General features: G+C 71.4%; 13 protein-coding genes. 2 read left to right on the top strand and 11 right to left on the bottom strand.

All coding sequences use genetic code 11. From position 1 onward, the window contains the following. Window positions 1–136 precede the first annotated feature (136 nt). The 4 genes from ACIRPK_RS13855 to ACIRPK_RS13840 form a co-directional block, all read right to left on the bottom strand. A complete protein-coding gene (locus tag ACIRPK_RS13855) occupies window positions 137–3,238 on the bottom strand; it encodes a hypothetical protein (RefSeq protein ID WP_403037494.1) in 3,102 nt (1,033 codons plus the stop codon). A 329-nt stretch (window positions 3,239–3,567) separates the two neighbouring features. Continuing rightward, window positions 3,568–4,359: a hypothetical protein gene (locus ACIRPK_RS13850; RefSeq protein ID WP_403037492.1), complete on the bottom strand. Its 792-nt coding sequence runs from the start codon at window positions 4,357–4,359 to the stop codon at window positions 3,568–3,570. Then, window positions 4,356–5,747: a nitrous oxide reductase family maturation protein NosD gene (locus ACIRPK_RS13845; protein ID WP_403037489.1), complete on the bottom strand. Its 1,392-nt coding sequence runs from the start codon at window positions 5,745–5,747 to the stop codon at window positions 4,356–4,358. Before ACIRPK_RS13845 ends, ACIRPK_RS13850 begins: the two co-directional genes overlap by 4 nt. An 85-nt stretch (window positions 5,748–5,832) precedes the next feature. Beyond that, window positions 5,833–6,882, bottom strand: coding sequence for a Dyp-type peroxidase (locus ACIRPK_RS13840; RefSeq protein ID WP_403037486.1), 1,050 nt, complete (start codon window positions 6,880–6,882; stop codon window positions 5,833–5,835). A 269-nt stretch (window positions 6,883–7,151) separates the two neighbouring features. Here ACIRPK_RS13840 and ACIRPK_RS13835 point away from each other — a divergent pair, with 269 nt between their 5' ends. After that, on the top strand, window positions 7,152–7,988 hold the full coding sequence (locus tag ACIRPK_RS13835) for a hypothetical protein (protein ID WP_403037483.1): 837 nt from the start codon (window positions 7,152–7,154) through the stop codon (window positions 7,986–7,988). Between the two features lie 25 nt (window positions 7,989–8,013). Here the strand turns inward: ACIRPK_RS13835 and ACIRPK_RS13830 are convergent, their stop codons facing one another. From ACIRPK_RS13830 to ACIRPK_RS13820, 3 genes are all read right to left on the bottom strand, one after another. Next, window positions 8,014–8,685, bottom strand: a complete 672-nt coding sequence (locus tag ACIRPK_RS13830) for a class F sortase (protein WP_403037481.1) — start codon at window positions 8,683–8,685, stop codon at window positions 8,014–8,016. Beyond that, window positions 8,678–9,001: a hypothetical protein gene (locus ACIRPK_RS13825; RefSeq protein ID WP_403037478.1), complete on the bottom strand. Its 324-nt coding sequence runs from the start codon at window positions 8,999–9,001 to the stop codon at window positions 8,678–8,680. Before ACIRPK_RS13825 ends, ACIRPK_RS13830 begins: the two co-directional genes overlap by 8 nt. A gap of 780 nt (window positions 9,002–9,781) precedes the next feature. Then, window positions 9,782–10,522 carry a hypothetical protein gene (locus ACIRPK_RS13820; protein WP_403037476.1) on the bottom strand — a complete coding sequence of 247 codons (741 nt, stop codon included), beginning with the start codon at window positions 10,520–10,522 and terminating at the stop codon, window positions 9,782–9,784. A gap of 474 nt (window positions 10,523–10,996) precedes the next feature. On the opposite strand from ACIRPK_RS13820, the gene ACIRPK_RS13815 reads away from it, so the two are divergent. Then, window positions 10,997–12,175 (top strand): hypothetical protein, encoded by a 1,179-nt coding sequence (locus ACIRPK_RS13815; RefSeq protein WP_403037474.1) that lies wholly within the window; start codon window positions 10,997–10,999, stop codon window positions 12,173–12,175. Window positions 12,176–12,235: 60 nt separating this feature from the next. On the opposite strand, the gene ispG is transcribed toward ACIRPK_RS13815, so the two are convergent. Genes ispG through ACIRPK_RS13795 form a run of 4 tightly spaced genes read right to left on the bottom strand, consistent with a single transcriptional unit; the run spans window position 12,236 to window position 17,174 of the window. Further along, window positions 12,236–13,336 (bottom strand): flavodoxin-dependent (E)-4-hydroxy-3-methylbut-2-enyl-diphosphate synthase, encoded by a 1,101-nt coding sequence (gene ispG, locus ACIRPK_RS13810; RefSeq protein WP_403037472.1) that lies wholly within the window; start codon window positions 13,334–13,336, stop codon window positions 12,236–12,238. 18 nt (window positions 13,337–13,354) lie between these two features. Further along, window positions 13,355–15,175, bottom strand: coding sequence for a 1-deoxy-D-xylulose-5-phosphate synthase (locus ACIRPK_RS13805; protein ID WP_403037469.1), 1,821 nt, complete (start codon window positions 15,173–15,175; stop codon window positions 13,355–13,357). Beyond that, window positions 15,172–16,137 carry a 4-hydroxy-3-methylbut-2-enyl diphosphate reductase gene (gene ispH / locus ACIRPK_RS13800; RefSeq protein ID WP_403037466.1) on the bottom strand — a complete coding sequence of 322 codons (966 nt, stop codon included), beginning with the start codon at window positions 16,135–16,137 and terminating at the stop codon, window positions 15,172–15,174. Before ispH ends, ACIRPK_RS13805 begins: the two co-directional genes overlap by 4 nt. Then, window positions 16,134–17,174, bottom strand: a complete 1,041-nt coding sequence (locus ACIRPK_RS13795) for a polyprenyl synthetase family protein (protein ID WP_403037464.1) — start codon at window positions 17,172–17,174, stop codon at window positions 16,134–16,136. The genes ispH and ACIRPK_RS13795 overlap by 4 nt, the downstream gene beginning before the upstream one ends. Window positions 17,175–17,462 lie beyond the last annotated feature (288 nt).

Below are 17,462 nucleotides of genomic sequence, written 5' to 3'. Positions count from 1 at the left end.
GAAGTGGTGCGGCAGGCACTGCGGTCAGGGCCATCGGGCTCCTCATGGGTTGTACGCGGAACAGTTGACGACATGGACAGGCCCGGGGCGGGACCACAGACGCGATGGTCCCGCCCCGGGCTGACGGCTCGGACGACTAGCCGTCCTGGGCCTTGCGCTTGTGCCTCACCACGACGACCAGCGTTCCACCGGCGAGCAGGCTCGCGAGCGCGAGCTCCGCCCAGATCAGGTTCGTTCCGGTGTTCGGCAGCTCCGGCTTCGGCGGCTTCGGCGGCTTGCTCGGGCTCGGGCTCGGCGTCGGAGTCGGAGTCGGCGTCGGCGTCGGAGTCGGAGACGGAGTCGGCGTCGGAGTCGGAGTCGGCGTCGGCGTCGGAGTCGGAGACGGAGTCGGCGTCGGAGTCGGCGTCGGCGTCGGAGTCGGAGACGGAGTCGGCGTCGGCGTCGGCGTCGGCGTCGGAGTCGGCTCCGAAGTGACCCGGATCGGCACGTCGTTGGAGACAACGGGGAACACCAGCTCGCGGGCGTGCAACCCGAAGTTGTTGGTGTAGACGTCGCCGTCCTCGTTGCCGTTCGGCGTCAGCACCAGCGACAGGTCACGGGACTGGCTCGGCGCCAGCGTCCGCGGGTCGCTGACCATGACACCGGTGACCGCCGCGTCGTTCGCCGGGCAGTTCGCCTGGCCGAACTCCGGCTTGGCGCACCACTTGGTGGCACCGCCCGCCTTGTTGGACGGATCGGTCGGGTCCACCTTGATGCTGCCGTGCGCGGCGGAGGTGAACTTGAGCGTCACCAGGGCGTCGTCCGGCACCGCCGCCAGCGACTTGAAGGCGAGGGTCCCGGAGAACTTCGTCGCCGGCGTCCTGCCGTCACCGACCCACGGCAACTCGTCGATGATGTCCATGCCGGTGAGCGGCAGGGTCTGCGGGTTGTTGTAGGTCAGCTTCCAGACCAGGTCCGAGTTGCGCGGCACCTTGGGCGTCTCCGTGGACTTCCGCACGGTGATACCGGTGCCGGCGACGATGGTCACCGCACGCTGGGCCTGCCGCTGCTCCTCGGGGCTGAGGTCGTCCGGCGTGGAGATGACGACCTTGTTCTGGTACGTCCCCTCCGCTGCGCTCCCGTCGGTCGAGACGCTGTAGGTGATCGGGGCGATCGCGCCGTTCGTCTTCTGGTCCGCCAGCACCCAGGTGACCGTGGTGGTGCCGTCGGCGTTCTTGACCGCCGACTTCTCCGGGACCGACGCACTGCCCGCCACGTAGGTGAAGCCTGCGGGCAGCGTGTCGACGACCGTGAGGTCCTGGTTGTCCGGCGCGTCCGCGTTCGACTTGACCGACGGGTAGAGGGCGAAGGTGAACGTCTGTCCCTTGAGGACCTGGCGCTGCAGGTCCGGGGTGTTCAGCGCCTCCGTGCCGGGGTCGACGGTCTTCTTGTCGACCCGGGCCAGCACCGGGGTGACGATCAGATGGTCCGACAGCGCCCCGCTCGCGTAGTTCTTGTTCGGGTCGATGACACCGTTGACCGCCGGGGCGTACGCCGACTTGATGTCGTTCTGCCAGGTGCCGCTGAGCGGCTTGTACATGGCGGCGTTGCGGACGATGTCACCCTGCTGCAGACTGTTCTGGTTGACCGTCAGGAAGGTGTAGAAGTCCCGGGCCCCACCCTTCGGCATCGAGGTCTTGAAGCGGACCTTACCGACCTCGGCGATGCCGCCCAGGACGTCCTCCGGGTTGGTGAACCACGGGCCGTCGGCGTCCTCGCACTTCTGCCTGCGCTGCGAGTCGGCACCGACCGGGTCGAGCTTCCGGCCCAGCGCACCGGACGGCGGCTCGGCCGTGTAGGCGGCGTACTCGATCGTGACGGTCGGGTCGGCAGGGACCACGGTCGCGTACTGACCGGTCGCGTTCAGGCCGTTGTTGGCCGGGGCTTTGCTCAGGTGCTGGTTGCCGTCACCGAAGACGTCACAGGCGATGAAGCCCGGGTTGTCGGCGTTGTCGAAGGTGTTGATGAAGAGGTGGGACCGCACCTGGGTGCCGGGGGTCACCAGGGCGTTGTTGTCCTTCTTCTTAGGTGCCGTGCCGGGGGGACCGCCGGCCGAATCCTCGTACTCCTTGCCGAAGGCACCGGTGCCGTTGACACCGACCGTCTGGGAGTTGTCCGCCAGCGGCTCGGAGCCGCCGGAACCGTAGTTCGTCTGACCGCTCGTGGAGGTGGGCGAGAACCCGGTGTAGGTGTTGGTCAGCAGGGCGCTGCCCGAGGAGGCCGCCGTGAGGGCGTCGATCTCCGTCTGGGGCACCCAGATCCGCAGGTAGCCCGCGCTGACGACCCCGGAGCTCTTCGGCAGGTCGGTACCGTCCGCGCCCTTGGTCGGGTACGAGGGCGGGGTGCTGACGGCGTCCGTGATGGTTACGTCGACGTTGCCGCCGGCCGCGGCCTGCGTGCAGGCGTAGGTACCGCTGCCGACGGTGGTGGCGGCTGCGCTCCCCAGACCCGGCTGGCCGTACGGCGCGTTCGGGATCGTCGCGTCGTTGGCCGCGCAGGCCGGCTTCCCCGACGGGTCCCAGGTGTACAGCCGGGTGCCCGTGGTCGGGTTGCCGTCCATCAGCTTCGACAGGTCGTCGGTGAACTTCAGCGGCGAGACCAGCGTCTCCTGACCCAGCTTGCTGAAGTCCGAACGCGCCGGGTCGACGGTCCGGGCCTCCACCACGATCGGCATGGTCAGCAGCCGGCCGGCCTCACCGTTCGGCCCGGTGGCCGGCTTGTCGCCGTACCCGTACTTGCCGTTCTTGATGAGGTTGTACTTGGGCTGCGCGCTCACCGTGGTGTCCGGCGAGTCGGCGGTCGAACCTCCCTGGTCGGCGTTGTCCGCAGTGGCCTGGACCGAGATCTTGACCTTGTCCTGGTTCTTCGCGGTCCCCAGCACCTGCAGGACGAGCGGCACCTGCTCGGTCTGCGAGGTCATGTCGGGCAGCACACAGGTGAGCGTGCCGCCCGCGATGCCTGAACCGGCACCGGTGCATTTCTGCGGCAGCGTGGTCCACTGCGTGTTGGGCGGCGCGTTGACGGTGAACCTCGGCCGATTGGCCGTACCGGTCAGCGCCTGGATCTCGATCTGATAGGCGATGGTGTCGTTGGTGCGTACAATGCCGTTCTTCGGGCCACTGTCCAGGCCCGGCCCATCCGAGGCGGTGAATTCACCTGACCCGTCCTGCACCACCGCAGCATTCGCCCCGATGGTCACCGTGGCTGCATTTGCCAGGCCGATCGCGGACGAGCTCAGTAGGACGATGAGCCCCGTCCCCATGGCGACCCTGCGGGAGGATAGTGATCCCCGTACGGGCGCGGTCCACCTCTGCATACGAAATCCCTTTCGCGACACCTTGTCACGGAAAAATGTCACGGCATCACCGATTGGAGCCGCGCCTCAAATGGGCCGAGCATTTGATATGACATCAAGTCAGTGACCATCAACTTCGACCGGGCATATTCGTAACGCGCCGCGCCGACATCACCTGATCATTTACTCGACGTGTCGCACATACACCACTCTGTCAGCCCACATGGATAGGCCTAGGAGCCACCATTGGGCGCAATCTGCTTCAAATCACCAGCCCCGGCCAATTCGGCTGAATCAGTGATCTCCTGCTTCCCCCACCCCGAGAAATCAGAGCTGAACATCCCATTTTCGATAGGCGCCTGGAAACGGATCAGCTGCCCGGAGTCGTCCACCCAGAACTCGGGGGCCGCGGTGGCCGCAGCAGTGGCCTGCTGCTGCTCCGACCGCTGGCCCGGCCCCCGGAAGACGTCGGCGGAGGTCTCCCCCACCCGGTCGCGACGCAGCCACCTGGCACCGCCGGAGGCCAGCAACATCGGGTTCTCGGGCCGGTCGGAGGGGATCGCGAGCAGGGTCCAGACCGCCCGGTCGAAGGTCGATCGCTCCGGGTCCAGGGGCCGGGTCTGCCAACCGGCCTTCCCTTGCAGCACTTCGGTGTCGAGGTCCTTCGCCGCCAGCGCCTTCTGGTTCCAGACGATCGTGAAGTGCCCTGCGGTGCCGTCCGCACGCTTGGTGGTCAGGGTCGCCTCGGCGAGGTGCCCCTTCCAGTCCACCTGCCCGGACATCGACTCGTACTGGCCGGCCCTCCCCGAGAGCACGGCGGCGAACCGGGCCCCGCCGGCCAGCCCGGCCGTGAACCGGACGGTGGAGAGGCGTTCGGCCTCCGGTCCGGTCACCGAGTGGCTGCCGCCTCCGCCGCCCTTCGGGCCGCAGGACGTGGTCGCGGCGACCACCGCGAGCACCGCGACTCCGCACAGGAGCCACTGCCGGGCATCCCGGGGGCCCGCGCTGCCGGGGTCTTCGGTCACCACTGCGGCACCGCCTTCGGGTCCGTGGGGAGCGGCGCCTTGGCCGGATCGGCCAGCACCGCCGAACCGGTCATCGGGGCGCCGCCGAAGCCGACGGGAGCAGCGGCCTGCGGCCCCGGCGCCGGCACGTCGTGAAAGGAAATCCCTGGCGGGGCCGTGGCCGGGACGACGCTTCCTGCGGTCGCCAGCGGACAGGTGCCCGCCAGCGCGTCGGTCGGGGCGCTGGTTCCCGCGTTGTTGCCCGTGAAGCAGTTGCCGGTCGCGCCGGCCTCCGGACGGCCGGTGAAGGCGAGGTCGACTCCGTTGCCCGTCACGGTGTTTCCGCTCAACCGGTTGTCGGCCGGGGCGAATCCGTTCGCGGCGGCGACGATGACGCCCGCCGTCGGGTTGCCCGTCACCAGGTTGTTCGTCACCGTGTTGGCGACACCCCCGCCGAGGCCGATGCCGATGCCGAAACCACCGTCCGCCTGCTCCGGGGTGCCGGCGTCGGCGTTGTCGGTGACCACGTTCCCCGCGAAGACGGCGCCGTGCTGCGGCGCCAGCGCCTCCAGGGTGTCGGAGCCCATCGACACCCCGACCCGATTGGCGGAGAACCTGTTGCCCACCACCTGGAGCCCGGCCGAGGAGTTCGTGAACTCGGCACCGATCGCGTTGTGTTCGGCCAGGTTGCCGCGGACCAAGGTGTCGCACGGGTCGCACTGGCCCACGTAGAAGCCGGAGTCGGCATGGCCGGAGGCGTAGGAGTGCTCGATCAACCCGTCCCGGGTGTCGAACGCGTAGATGCCGTACAGGCCGTTGTTGTAGGCGGTGACGTACGAGGCGCGGAACCCGCGCATCGCCGGGAACTTCGTCGTGTCCATGGCCTGGTACTCGCCGCTGCTGCCGCCCCTGCCCTGGAAGTTCGGATCGGTGATCCCGGTGAACAGCACACCGTTGAACAGGTTGTTGCGGACCGTCATGTTCTCCACCGCCGACCCCGCGCCGGTGACCACGACACCGTCGCCACGCCTGAACTCACCGTCGATGACCACCGAGTTGCGATCGGTACCCTGCAGCACGATCCGCTCGCGGGTGATCCGAACGCTCTCCCGGTACGTTCCGGGTGACACCAGCACGCGGTCGTCGGGCCGGGCCCGGTCGACCGCCCTCTGGATGGTCGGCGCATCCTCCGGCACCCGGATGACGGCCGGGGGCGGCGGCGGCGCGGCCCGCTCGCCACTGCCGCATCCACCGGCGCCGGCAAGCGAGATGAGGATCGTCACGGCGAGCAGCATCGGCTTCCACCGGCACCCCGGCGACCAGGGAACAAGATGTAGTGTTTCGGACATGTCGCCAGATATACCAGTCTGGCACCGGCTCGAACGACCGGTCCTGAGGGTCCCCGCCACCCCGAATCGACCCTCTGCTCGAATGATTCCAACCGACGTACGGCACAGTGAAGTTCGCACCCGTTCCCCCGGTTCGGCTCCGAGGTCACCCCGCGGCGAACAGGCTCTCCCCCAACGACGCCCCCGCCGGTGCACCGGGCGGCACGTAGAGCACGGCTGAGGCGCGGTGTTCGACGAAGGGGGTGAGGGCGTCGCTCTCGGCCATCCGCCGCTGCACCCGGACGAAGAGCGCCGGGTCCGTCATATAGGCACAGAACAGAAGGCCCTCGTCGTCTGGCCCGTCCGAGTACGTGTAACCCCGTCGCAGCATCCGGGCACCGCCGTCGAGACGTGGGTTGGCGGCGCGGACGTGGGCCGTGGCGGGGATCACGTAGCGGCCGTTCGCGGTCTTGGCACCGAGGTCCGGCTCGTCGTGCTCCTGCGCACCGCCGAGCGGCCGACCGTCGTCACGGTGGCGTCCGATGACCGCTTCCTGCTCCTCGACGGACAGTCCGGCGAAGGCCCCGGTGCGCATGGCGATCCGGCGGTACACCAGGAACGTCCCGCCCGCGTGGGGCCCGTCCGGCAGCCAGATCCACCGCTCCCCCGACGCACCGGGGTTGGCGGTGCCGTCCTTGAAGGCGAACAGGTTGCGGGGCGTCTCACCGGCCGGCGTGGGCGGCAGGTGGCCGGCCTGGCGCCAGCGGGGCGCCAGCAGCCCACCCGCCTGCCGGTCCAACAGCTCCGCCGTCGCACCGAGGACTTCCGGATCGTCACCGGACAACTGCAGCAGGACGTCCGCGCCGCTGCGAGCCGGGTCCAGCCGGTCCCCGGGCAGCGCGGGCAGTTCGCCGAACGCTTCGGGGACGTGCAGCGGAACGCGCCGGGGCAGGCCGGGACCGATGCCCAGGACCGCGGTGACCGCCGCCGTCCTGGTGGTGCCGGTCCACCCGCCGAGCACCTCGCCCAACGCGGTCGCCACCCGGCTGCCCGAGGCGTCCGGAAGGTCGTACGCCAGGAGCAGCGCATGGGGCAACTGCGGTGCGTCGAGGCCAGGTTGGCGGACGGCCGGGACCGCCTGCGGCGGCGGGGCCGGGACCTGCGGCGAGCGGGGCAGGACCCGCTCGGCACTCCACGCCGCCGCAGTGGCGGCCAAGGCGGCCGCACCCCCCAGAAGCAGGCGTCGGGACGGGACGGGGCGGTTCGGCAGAGATGGGTGCACGGCGGCGATTGAACCCGGCCGACCGGGGTCCACGCGAGTCGCCGATTCGCACCGGGGGTCGGCTCCACCCGGACGGCTGCCGATTCCACTCCCCCGGGTGATGCCGCACTGGTCCATCCGCGCACGCGCCGCCACGGCAGTCGGCCGGGCCCGGAACGAGCACCCTCCTTCCCCTCTGAATCAGTGATCTTCCACCGGTACGTGTGAGCCGGACCGGCCTCGCGGATATGACTTTCGTGTCATCAACCCTGTTGCCCAGGAGGCCAATCGTGTCCACACCCGTCGCACTCACCGCCGTGCGCACCCCGAAGGCCGACGACCCGTCACCGCACCCGCCCGGGAGGCGGATCCGTCGACTGGTGACCATCCTGCTGTGCGTCACACTGGGGTCGGCCGTGACGCCCGGACCTGCCGAGGCTTCGAAAGCCCCGATGCGCATCGGCACGTTCGACGGCGAGGCGGTGACGGGAGTCTCCGTCGACTGGGGCTCGGTGCGACCGTCCGATCTCGAGAGGACCCCGACCTTCGGCGGCGGGACCGCCGACAACGGCTGGGCAGCGGTCATCGCCGTGTCCCCCGGGGGCCCGTCGCAGCGCTACTGGAGTGACCGGTTCGCCCGCCACACCGGCCCACTCACCGTCTCGCCCCAGCTCGCGAGCAGTGCCCTGATCCTCCCTCAGGGAACTGGCTACCGGATGACCGTCACGCTGACCAAGCCGGTCCGGCTGCGCTTCGCCGTGGCGGGCCTCGACCAGTCACAGGGCTCGGTCTCCTTCATGGTGTCCAACGGCTCCGCTCCGGCGACCCTGATGAGTCGTGGGATGCCGTTGACCGCCGTCGTCCACGATCAGAACGCGGTGAGCGTCGGAGGGCAGGGCAGGTCCCTCGTTCCCGGCTCCGGTGACTCCGACGCGGGTGCGGCGGAGCTGTGGACGAGGACGGCCGTGGACACCCTCATCGTCGACGTGCAGCCCAAGGGAAGCGGATCGTTCGCCCTCTCCCGGTTGCTCAGCCCGGACTCACCGACGCCGACCGCCTGACGAACCCCCGGCCCCCGGTCGGCCGTCAGTGGGCGTCGGTGAGGTGGGCGAAGAGCACGACGTTGTCCGTGTACTCGTGGTGGCGGTGGTCGTACGTCCCGCCGCAGGTGATGATGCGGAGTTCGGCCGCCGGGGTCGGCGCGTAGACGAGACTCGCGGGAAACGCGGTGCGCGGGAACGTCTTGACCTGGTCGACGGTGAAGGTGGCGGTGCTGCCGTCGAGTCGGCTGATCTCGACGGCAGCGCCGACGGGGACCGCGGACAGCGACCAGAACACCGCGCGGCCGCTCGGGGTGTCGACGTGGCCGGCCAACACGGCGGCCCCCGGCGCACCGGGCGTGGGGGTGTCGCGCAGCCAGGCCGCGGCGTCCGGCATGGCGTAGGGCGGCAGCTCCGGCCTGCCCTTGCCGTCCGTTCCCAGCGCCAGCAGCGGTGCGGTGAGCTTGATGGCGGCGATGGAGAGCCGCAGGGGGGTGGAGGGCGACAACGGCGCGTGCGCGCCGGGAGACCGTCGCTCGGGAGCGGGCGGGTCGGTGTGCGCACTCGGCGACCGGGGGGCGGGCTGCGCCGGAGCGGGTGGTCGCGGCTCGGGGGCGATGACGGCGTTGCGGACCGCCCCGACCAGGGCGACGAACAGCAGCGCACCGGACAGCACTTCCAAGGCGCGCCGGACCCGGCGCGGCCTGCGTTCAGGCACCGGCCACGGCTCCGCCGAGCTTGCGCCGCACCAGTCGCAGCGCTGCGGCGGTACCGGCCCCGCCGGTCAGCATCAGCGCGCCGTAGCCGGCCAGGACGAGGGCGGCGTCGGCGGGGCCGGCGCCCGCTCCCCAGCCACCGCCGGCGGCCGGAGCGGCCGGGTCCGCGACGACGACGCTGCCGGTGGCGACCGGGTCCCCGGCGCAGGTGGCGGTGACCGGGTAGGTGCCCGGCGGCGTGTTCGCCGGAACGGTCGCCTGACCACCGGGACTGTCGGGTCCGAGCGGGACCGGTGCCGCGAAGGCCGCGGAGGACACGGTCTCCGTTCCGCCCGGGCAGGGGGCTCCGGTGTGCAGGTGCACCGTGCCTCCCGGCCGCGCGACACCCGGGTCCACCGTGATCAGCGCGAGCGGGGCCGGCGCGGCCGCCGGTACGACCCCTGGACCGGTGGGGCAGGCGGCGGCTCCGGCCGGACTCCCGGACGGCACGGGGCAGTCGGCGGCCGGTGGATCGGCGGGCCGACCGCTTCCCGGGGCCGGGTCGGCGGCAGCTGCCTTCGCCGGCTGGGGCGAAGGGGTCATGCCGCATCGGGAGGGGTGATCGGCACACCACGCCGGGGGCATCCCGTCCCTGGGCGCCGCGAACGCCGGGCCGCCGACGCCCAGGAACGTTACGGCCGCCGCGGCGCCGACCACCCGCATCGCGAGTCTGGGCATCTACCGGTCCCCTCATTGGTGGGGCGCGCAGGACTCACCTGCACAGCCCACAGCTGTGGCAAATATTTATCGAATAGTTACAGGATTCCCCTTGACTCAAACCGGCAGATCCGCCATCGGGCTGATGATCACACCCACCTGGCGTGACACCTCAACCCGGTCGGCCCACTCCGCGCGCGCCCTTGAGGGCCGAATGCTCTTCTCTGCCGCCAATAGCCTTACCCGGCAGGGCCGTTCGTGACGGTGCGACCGAATGGGGGAGCACCGTCGAATCCGCTCGAACGCCCTCGGCACTGTCACCGGATCATCTCCGCCGCCGGCTTCCGCCATCAACCGAGATGGCGCGGCCGACGGCGGCCCGCACTCGGGCGAGGAAGCCGTTCAGGCGGTTCGGGCGCCTTCCAGGGACGCGAGGACGACCCGCTGCTGCTCGGGAATGACCACGCCCGTCTCGCGGACCGCGCGCAGCGTCTGTCCGCTCACGCAGATCCGGCACAGGCCGACCAGTGGAAACGCGCCCCCGACCAGCACGCCGGTGGAGGCCTCCTTCCCGTAGACGGGCCGCAGGCACCCGGGACAGGCCAGGACGTCCTCCTGGTCCCACCGCTCGGACGGCACACCGGACTTCAGCGCAGCGAGGATCGGACCCATGGCGAATCCGGCTTCCGCCCACAGCGGCAGCGGCAGGTCGGCGCGGCGCACGATCTCGGTGCCTCCCTCAGCACCGGGATCGGCCGGGCGGGTACGAACCAGCGACCCAACCCCCGGCTGCTCGGGATGCGGGAAGAACATGACGGGTCCCGATGCACCACCCTGATCACCGAGCACGTACGCCGTGCCGCTGCGGAACGCAGCCGCGAGATCCCGCAGGCCCTGACTCCCGTCGTCGCGCAGCCGCAACCGCCACATCCCGGGACTCCCGTCCACCTCGACCGGCGAGCTGGTGATCAGCAGTCCGTCGCCGGCGACGCGCACGTCGAGGTGCATCAGGCCCCGCGCACCGTGCACCCCGCTGCCGAACCACTCTCCCGAGCCGTTCCGTTCCGCGGCCTGCCTCCTGCTCTCCCTGCTCGCCCTGGCCTTGCCGGCCTTGCTGTCCCTGCGGGGCTTGGAGCCTGCCATGATCATCCTCGGATCTCGGGCGGCGGACCGGCCGACGGGCCACTCCCGTTGACGGCCCGCCGACGTCCTCACCCGAACAACGGCCCCGGGCCGCCGCAGGACACGAGCCGACCTGACCGTTCATCACCACCCCGCCGTGCGCACGGGCTTGGAGTCGTCCGCTCACCCGGATGCCCTGGTCGATTACGCACTGTTGCCATCGGGAGCGCAATGTAAGGAGCGAGCGGAAGGGCAGCTGTCCCCGCTCCCCGTCCGGTGGTGTGCGGTGACGAACAGGAGCAGTGGATGTCGCGGGTGAGCAGGTCAGTGGGCGCAGCGGCGATCGTGGCGCGGATGTTGACGGTGGGTGTCGTGGGATTGGCCCCGGTGGCGTGGGCAGGTGTGGCGCACGCAGCGCTGCCGCCCGGCTGCACGGGGACGCCGACGGCCGGTGCCGATGTGATCCTCTGCACGAACGGGGTACCGGAGGGTGCCGTGATCGACGGAATGGGCGGTGACGACCGGATCACCGTGACCGGGCGGGTGGAAGGTGAGATCAACGGCGGCGACGGCAACGACACCATCGTCATCACCGACACACCCCGGGGGCTCGGCGAGGCGGGCGGGGTCTCGGGCGCCGTACGCGGTCAGGCGGGCAACGACACCATCACGGTCACCGGCGGCCCCGGCACCAGCAACGACGGTGGCGGGCCGGGCATCTTCCTGAACGGCCTGGTGCACGGCGGCGACGGGGACGACACCTTGGAGGTGCGCGGCGGGAACGGTGGTCCGGGCGGCTCCCAGCTCTCCGAGGCTGTCGGCGGCACCGCGGTCGAGGGTGAGGTCCGCGGCGGGGCCGGGGCCGACCGGATCACGGTCCTCGGCGGAGCGGGCTACCTCTCCGCCGACGGCGGGGTCGGGATCGGCGGAACCGGGGCCGTGCACGGCGGAGACCCGGGCCTGGCGGACGCGCTGGACGCCGAGGACGGTGTGGACACCATCCGCGTCACCGGTGGCGCCGGAGGCGCCCAGGGGGCCGGCTACGGCGGCGACGGCGGCGACGCCGTAGCCGGCGAGCTGACCGGCGGGGCACGCGGTGACTTCATCACCGTCACCGGCGGAAGCGGCGCCGCCACCGCCGGAGAGGGCCCGGCGGGTCACGGTGGCGACGCGGTCGGCTACGGGCGCGTGTGGGGCGGAGACTCCGTCCCCGGGCTGCTGGCCTTCGAGGGCGACGACACCTTCACCATCACCGGCGGCCAGGGCGGCGTCTCCTCCAGCCCGCAGTACAACGCCGGCCGCGGCGGGACCGGGATCTCGCGGGGCGCACTGGACGGTGACCGGGGGGCGGACACCATCTCCGTCACCGGTGGAGACTCCGCAGCGGAAGCGGGACCCGCTGTCACCGGTCCCGGCGGCGACCGGACCGCTGTGAAGGGCGGCCCCGGCAACGACCGCATGACCTTCACGGCAGGTGCGGGTATTACCCACGACCCGGCGGTCGAGAAAGCCGACATCAACGGTGGCGGCGATTTCTCCGCCGACGGCGACGACATCATCAGCCTGCGGGGCGAAGCGGTGGACGTCACCGTCGACGGCGGTGCCGGCGACGACACCTGTGGCGCGGCAACCGGCGGCGCCACCTTCACCAGCTGCGAGAACCTCACCGACTGAGGTCGGTGCGACGGCCCGCCGCCTGCCCACCGGTCGGGGGGACGGCGGCGGGCGGCGCCGCTACTCGGCCGGCTCGGCCGGACCGCCTTCCTCGGCCAGCCGCATCGCCTCCTCCAACAGGGCTTCGACGATGCGGGATTCGGGCACGGTGCGGACGATCTCACCCTTGACGTAGATCTGCCCCTTCCCGTTGCCGGAGGAGACCCCGAGATCGGCCTCGCGGGATTCACCGGGACCGTTCACCACGCACCCCATCACCGCCACCCGCAGCGGGATCGGGAAACCCTCGAACGCCGCCTCCACCTCCCGGCTCAGCCGGTGGATGTCGACCTGCAACCGCCCGCAGCCCGGGCAGGACACGATCTCCAGCTTCCTGGGCCGCAGGCCCAGGGACTGGAGGATGTGACTGCCGGCCTTCACCTGCTCGACGGGTGGGGCGGAGGTGGACACCCGGATGGTGTCACCGATCCCCTGGTTGAGCAGGATCCCGAAGGCGACGGCGGATTTGACGGCACCCTGGAGTTCGGGGCCCGCTTCGGTGACGCCGAGGTGCAGGGGGTAGTCGCAGGATTCGGCGAGGAGCTGGTAGGCGGCAATCATGGTGCGGGGGTCGTGGTGCTTGACGGCGATCTTGAGGTCACGGAAGCCGTGCTCCTCGAAGAGCGAGCACTCCCAGAGCGCCGACTCGACCAGGGCCTCGGGGGTGGCCTTGCCGTACTTGACGAGCAGTCGGTTGTCGAGGGAGCCGGCGTTGACGCCGATCCGGATCGGGATGTTCGCGGCGGCGGCCGCCTGGGCGATCTCCTTGACCTTGTCGTCGAAGGCCTTGATGTTGCCGGGGTTCACCCGCACCGCCGCACACCCGGCGTCAATCGCAGCGAAGACGTAGCGCGGCTGGAAGTGGATGTCGGCGATCACCGGGATCGGCGACTTGCGGACGATCTCCGGCAGCGCCCGGGCGTCGTCCTGGGACGGAACCGCGACCCGGACGATGTCGCACCCGGCGGCGGTGATCGCGGCGATCTGCTGGAGGGTGGCGTCGACGTCGGCGGTCAGCGTGGTGGTCATGGTCTGCACCGAGATCGGGGCGTCACCACCCACCGGGACCGAACCGACCTGGATCCGACGGGAGTGACGGCGTGGCACCTGCGACGGCGGCATCAGGACTCCTTCGACTGCTCAGGTACGGGGATGGGGCCGGTCGGCCCTGGCGCACAGCACGGTGTGCACGATGCCCTTGGCGGTCAGTCCGGCGGCGGCCAGCAGGTCGGCGCGCGGTCCGTGTTCGAGGAAGCGGTCCGGCAGGCCCATCGTGGTGACGGGCACCTGTACCCCGGCGTCGGCCAGCGCCCGGGCGACGGCCGCGCCGACACCGCCGTTGCGGATGTTGTCCTCGACCGTGACCACCAGGCGGTGCTGCCGGGCGAGGGTGACGAGCTCGGCGGGTACGGGGAGCACCCAGCGCGGGTCGACCACGGTCGCCCCGATACCGGTGTCGGCCAGATACCGACCCGCCTTCACACACTCGTCCGCCAACGGCCCGACCGCGACGATCAGGACTTCGTGGACGGTGGAGCGGAACAGGACGTCGACGGGCCCCACCTGGTGCAGGGCCGCGATGTCGGCGCCCGCGACGGCTTTGGGGAACCGTACGGCGGTGGGGTGTTCCTGTTCGTCGACGGCCTCGGCGAGCAGGGTCCGCAGACCGGCCGGGTCGCGCGGGACGGCGACCCGCATGCCGGGGACGGAGGCGAGCAGGGGGATGTCCCACATGCCGTGGTGACTGGGGCCGTCGGGTCCGGTGACGCCCGCCCGGTCCAGCACGAAGGTGACGGGCAGCCGGTGCAGGGCCACGTCCATCAGCACCTGGTCGTAGGCGCGGTTGAGGAAGGTCGAGTAGACCGCCACCAGGGCCCGCGCCCCGGCGGTGGCCAGGCCCGCCGCGCTGGCCACCGCGTGCTGCTCGGCGATCCCGACGTCGAAGAACCGGTCGGGGAAGCGGTCGGCGAACCGGGACAGTCCGGTCGGCCCCGGCATGGCGGCGGTGATGGTGACCAGGTCGGAGTAGTGCGCGCCCAACTCGGTGACGTGCTCGGCGAACACGTCGGTCCAGGTGGGCTGCGCGGCCGCCGAACGGGGCAGGCCGGTGAGCGGGTCCAGCACCCCGACGGCGTGCATCTTCTCGGCCCGGTCGGCCAGCGCCGGCAGGTAGCCGTGCCCCTTGTCGGTGACCACGTGGACGACCACCGGTCTCTCCAAGGCACGCGCCTGACCGAGCGCCAGCTCCAGCGCGGCCGTGTCGTGCCCGTCGACCGGGCCGAGGTAGGCCAGGCCCAGCTGTTCGAACAGGTTGCCCGCCGCCGTACCGCCGCGCAGTGCGGCCAGGTGGATGGCGAGCGCGCCCGCGGTGGGGGCGTAGGAGCGTCCGTTGTCGTTGAGGACCACCACCACCGGACGACCGGGGGCGGCGCCGAGGTTGTTGAGTGCCTCCAGGGCGAGCCCGCCGGTCAGCGCGCCGTCACCGATGACCGCGACCACCGCCCGGTCGCTCCCGCCGTTCAGGGCCCGGGCCTTGGCGATGCCGTCGGCGTAGGACAGCACCGTGGAGGCGTGGCTGTTCTCGATCACGTCGTGGTCCGACTCGGCCCGGCTCGGGTAGCCGGACAGGCCGCCGGCCTGCCGCAGGCCGTCGAAGTCGTGCTGACGCCCGGTCAGCATCTTGTGCACGTAGCACTGGTGACCCGTGTCGAACAGCAGGGTGTCGTGCGGGGAGCGGAACACCCGGTGCAGCGCGAGGGTCAGCTCGACCACCCCGAGGTTGGGGCCCAGGTGCCCGCCCACCGCGCTGACCTTGTCGATCAGCAGGGCCCGGATCTGCTCCGCCAGCTCGGGCAGGCCGTCAGCCGGCAGCTTCCTGAGGTCCTCGGGGCCGTCCAGGCCGGCGAGCAGGTCGGGTTGCCGCAGCTCCGGCCCGGTGCCGACGGTGGTGGGTGCGGTCATGACTGGTCCCTCACTGGTGCGGGCGGTCCGAAGGTGATGTCTTCCACGGTGGTGATGTGCTCCTCGACCGTCAGCGGACCGAACCGGCCCAGGAACTCGATCACTTCGCCGACCAGGGCGGGCGGTGCGGAGGCCCCGGCGGACAGGCCGATGGTGTCCGCCGCCTCGATCCAGGCGGGGTCGATGCCGCCGGCGTCCTCGATCAGGTGCGCGGGGGTGCCGCGCCGGCGGACCACCTCGACCATCCGCACCGAGTTGGAGGAGTTCGCGGAGCCGACCACCAGCACCAGGTCGGACCGCTCCGCCACCGCCTCGACGGCGAGTTGACGGTTCGTCGTCGCGTAGCAGATGTCGTCCCCGGGCGGGGACTGGAGCAGCGGGAAGCGGGTGCGCAGCGCCTGGACCACCTCGGCGGTCTCGTCCAGCGCCAGCGTGGTCTGGGTCAGGTAGGAGACCCGGGAGTCGTCCGCGACCTCCAACTCGGCGGCCTGTTCCGGTGTCTCGATCAGGACGGTGGACCGCGGTGCCTCGCCGAGGGTGCCCTCCACCTCCTCGTGACCGGCGTGCCCGATCAGCACGATGGTGTCGCCCCGGGCGGCGAAGCGGCGCGCCTCGGAGTGCACCTTGGTCACCAGCGGGCAGGTCGCGTCGACGACCGTCAACCGCTGCTCCGCCGCCTGGCGTCGGACCTCCGGCGAGACGCCGTGGGCGGAGAAGACCACGGTGGCGCCCTCGGGTACGGCGTCGAGTTCCTCGACGAAGACCGCGCCGCGCCCGGCCAGGTCGGCCACCACGTGGGTGTTGTGCACGATCTGCTTGCGGACGTACACCGGCTCGGACCGGCCCGGGGCGTCCAGCAGGCGTTCCACCGCGTCGATGGCCCGCTCCACCCCGGCACAGAACGACCGGGGCGCGGCCAGCAGTACGGTACGGGACCGGGGTCGGCCCGGCTCAGCGGTCACAGCTTCCTCCGGGTGATCATCGCGGCCAGCGCGCGCAGCGCGGTGCTGTCGCCGCCGGGCGGCAGGGAAAGGTCGAGGGTCTCCAACGCCGAGACCGTGTACAGCCGGGCCTGTTCCTCGGCCCAGGCCCGGCCGCCGGCCTGCTCCACCAGTTCGGCGGCCCGGGTCACCTCGGCCGTGTTGAGCGGGCGGCGCAGGGTGTAGAGGGCGCGCAGCCGACGGGCGGGCTCGGTCCCGCCGGCGAGGGCCGCGACGACGGGCAGGGACTTCTTCCGGACCTGCAGGTCGGCGCCGGCGGGCTTGCCGGTGACGGCGGGGTCGCCCCAGATCCCGAGCAGGTCGTCGACCAGTTGGAACGCCAGGCCCAGTTGGCGGCCGAAGGCGTCCAATGCCGTCACCGTCCCGGCGGGTGCCCCGACGGCGAGCGCCCCGAGCGCGCAGGACAGTCCGAGCAGTGCGCCGGTCTTCCCCGCCACCATCTCCAGGCACTCGCGGAGGCTGACCTCGCCGCGCTGCTCGAAGGCGCAGTCCAGGTGCTGGCCCTCGCACAGCTCGGCGACGCAGACGCCGAGGCGGCGCACCGACTCGGCCAGTGCCGGGTGGTCCTGGTGGGCCAGCACCTGCGGGGCGAGCACGGACATCGCGTCGCCCGCCATGATCGCGTCGGTGGTGCCGAACGCCTTCCAGGCGGTGGGCCGGTGACGGCGCGTCTCGTCCCGGTCCAGCACGTCGTCGTGCAGCAGCGAGAAGTTGTGCACCAGCTCGACGGCGGCCGCCGCCGGCACCGCGTCGGCACCGACCCCGCCGGCCGCCCGGGCCGCGGCCAGGGTCAGCGCGGGGCGCAGGGCCTTGCCCGCTCCCCCGGTCCGGGCGCGGCCGTCGGCCTCCCACCAGCCGAGCTGGTAGCCGCAGACCAGCCGCATCCTGGGGGGCATCTCCTGGACCGAGGTACGCAACAGGGCATCGACGAGCCCGCGCGCACGGTCCAGGAGAGGCCCGCTCTGGTGTTCACCGTACTCGGCAGTGACGGCGGTCATCACCGGTCCCCTTTCCGTCGTCCTCGACAGCGATCAGGACTTCACCGGGCGGACTTGCCACGGGGCCGGCCGGCGTCCAGAGTAGCCAGTACGCTCCATTTCCCGGCTGCGCGGAACCCGTCGGGGTGCGCTGGGTGTTGAAAGCCCCTCACCTGTTGAACATCTGATTTTCCGTCAGCCATTGGCCCGCGATCAGGGGGTTGGCTTGAGTGTCCGTCGAACGCCGAATCTGAAGCTCCGGTCCCTCCTCGACGAGACCGGCTGGACCGGCCACAAATTGGCACAATC

It is taken from the genome of Kitasatospora sp. NPDC101801 (assembly GCF_044766665.1).
Classification (GTDB): Bacteria; Actinomycetota; Actinomycetes; order Streptomycetales; family Streptomycetaceae; genus Kitasatospora.
The sequence above is the reverse complement of the archived record's forward strand: the minus strand, read 5'-3'. Positions and strand labels throughout refer to the sequence as shown.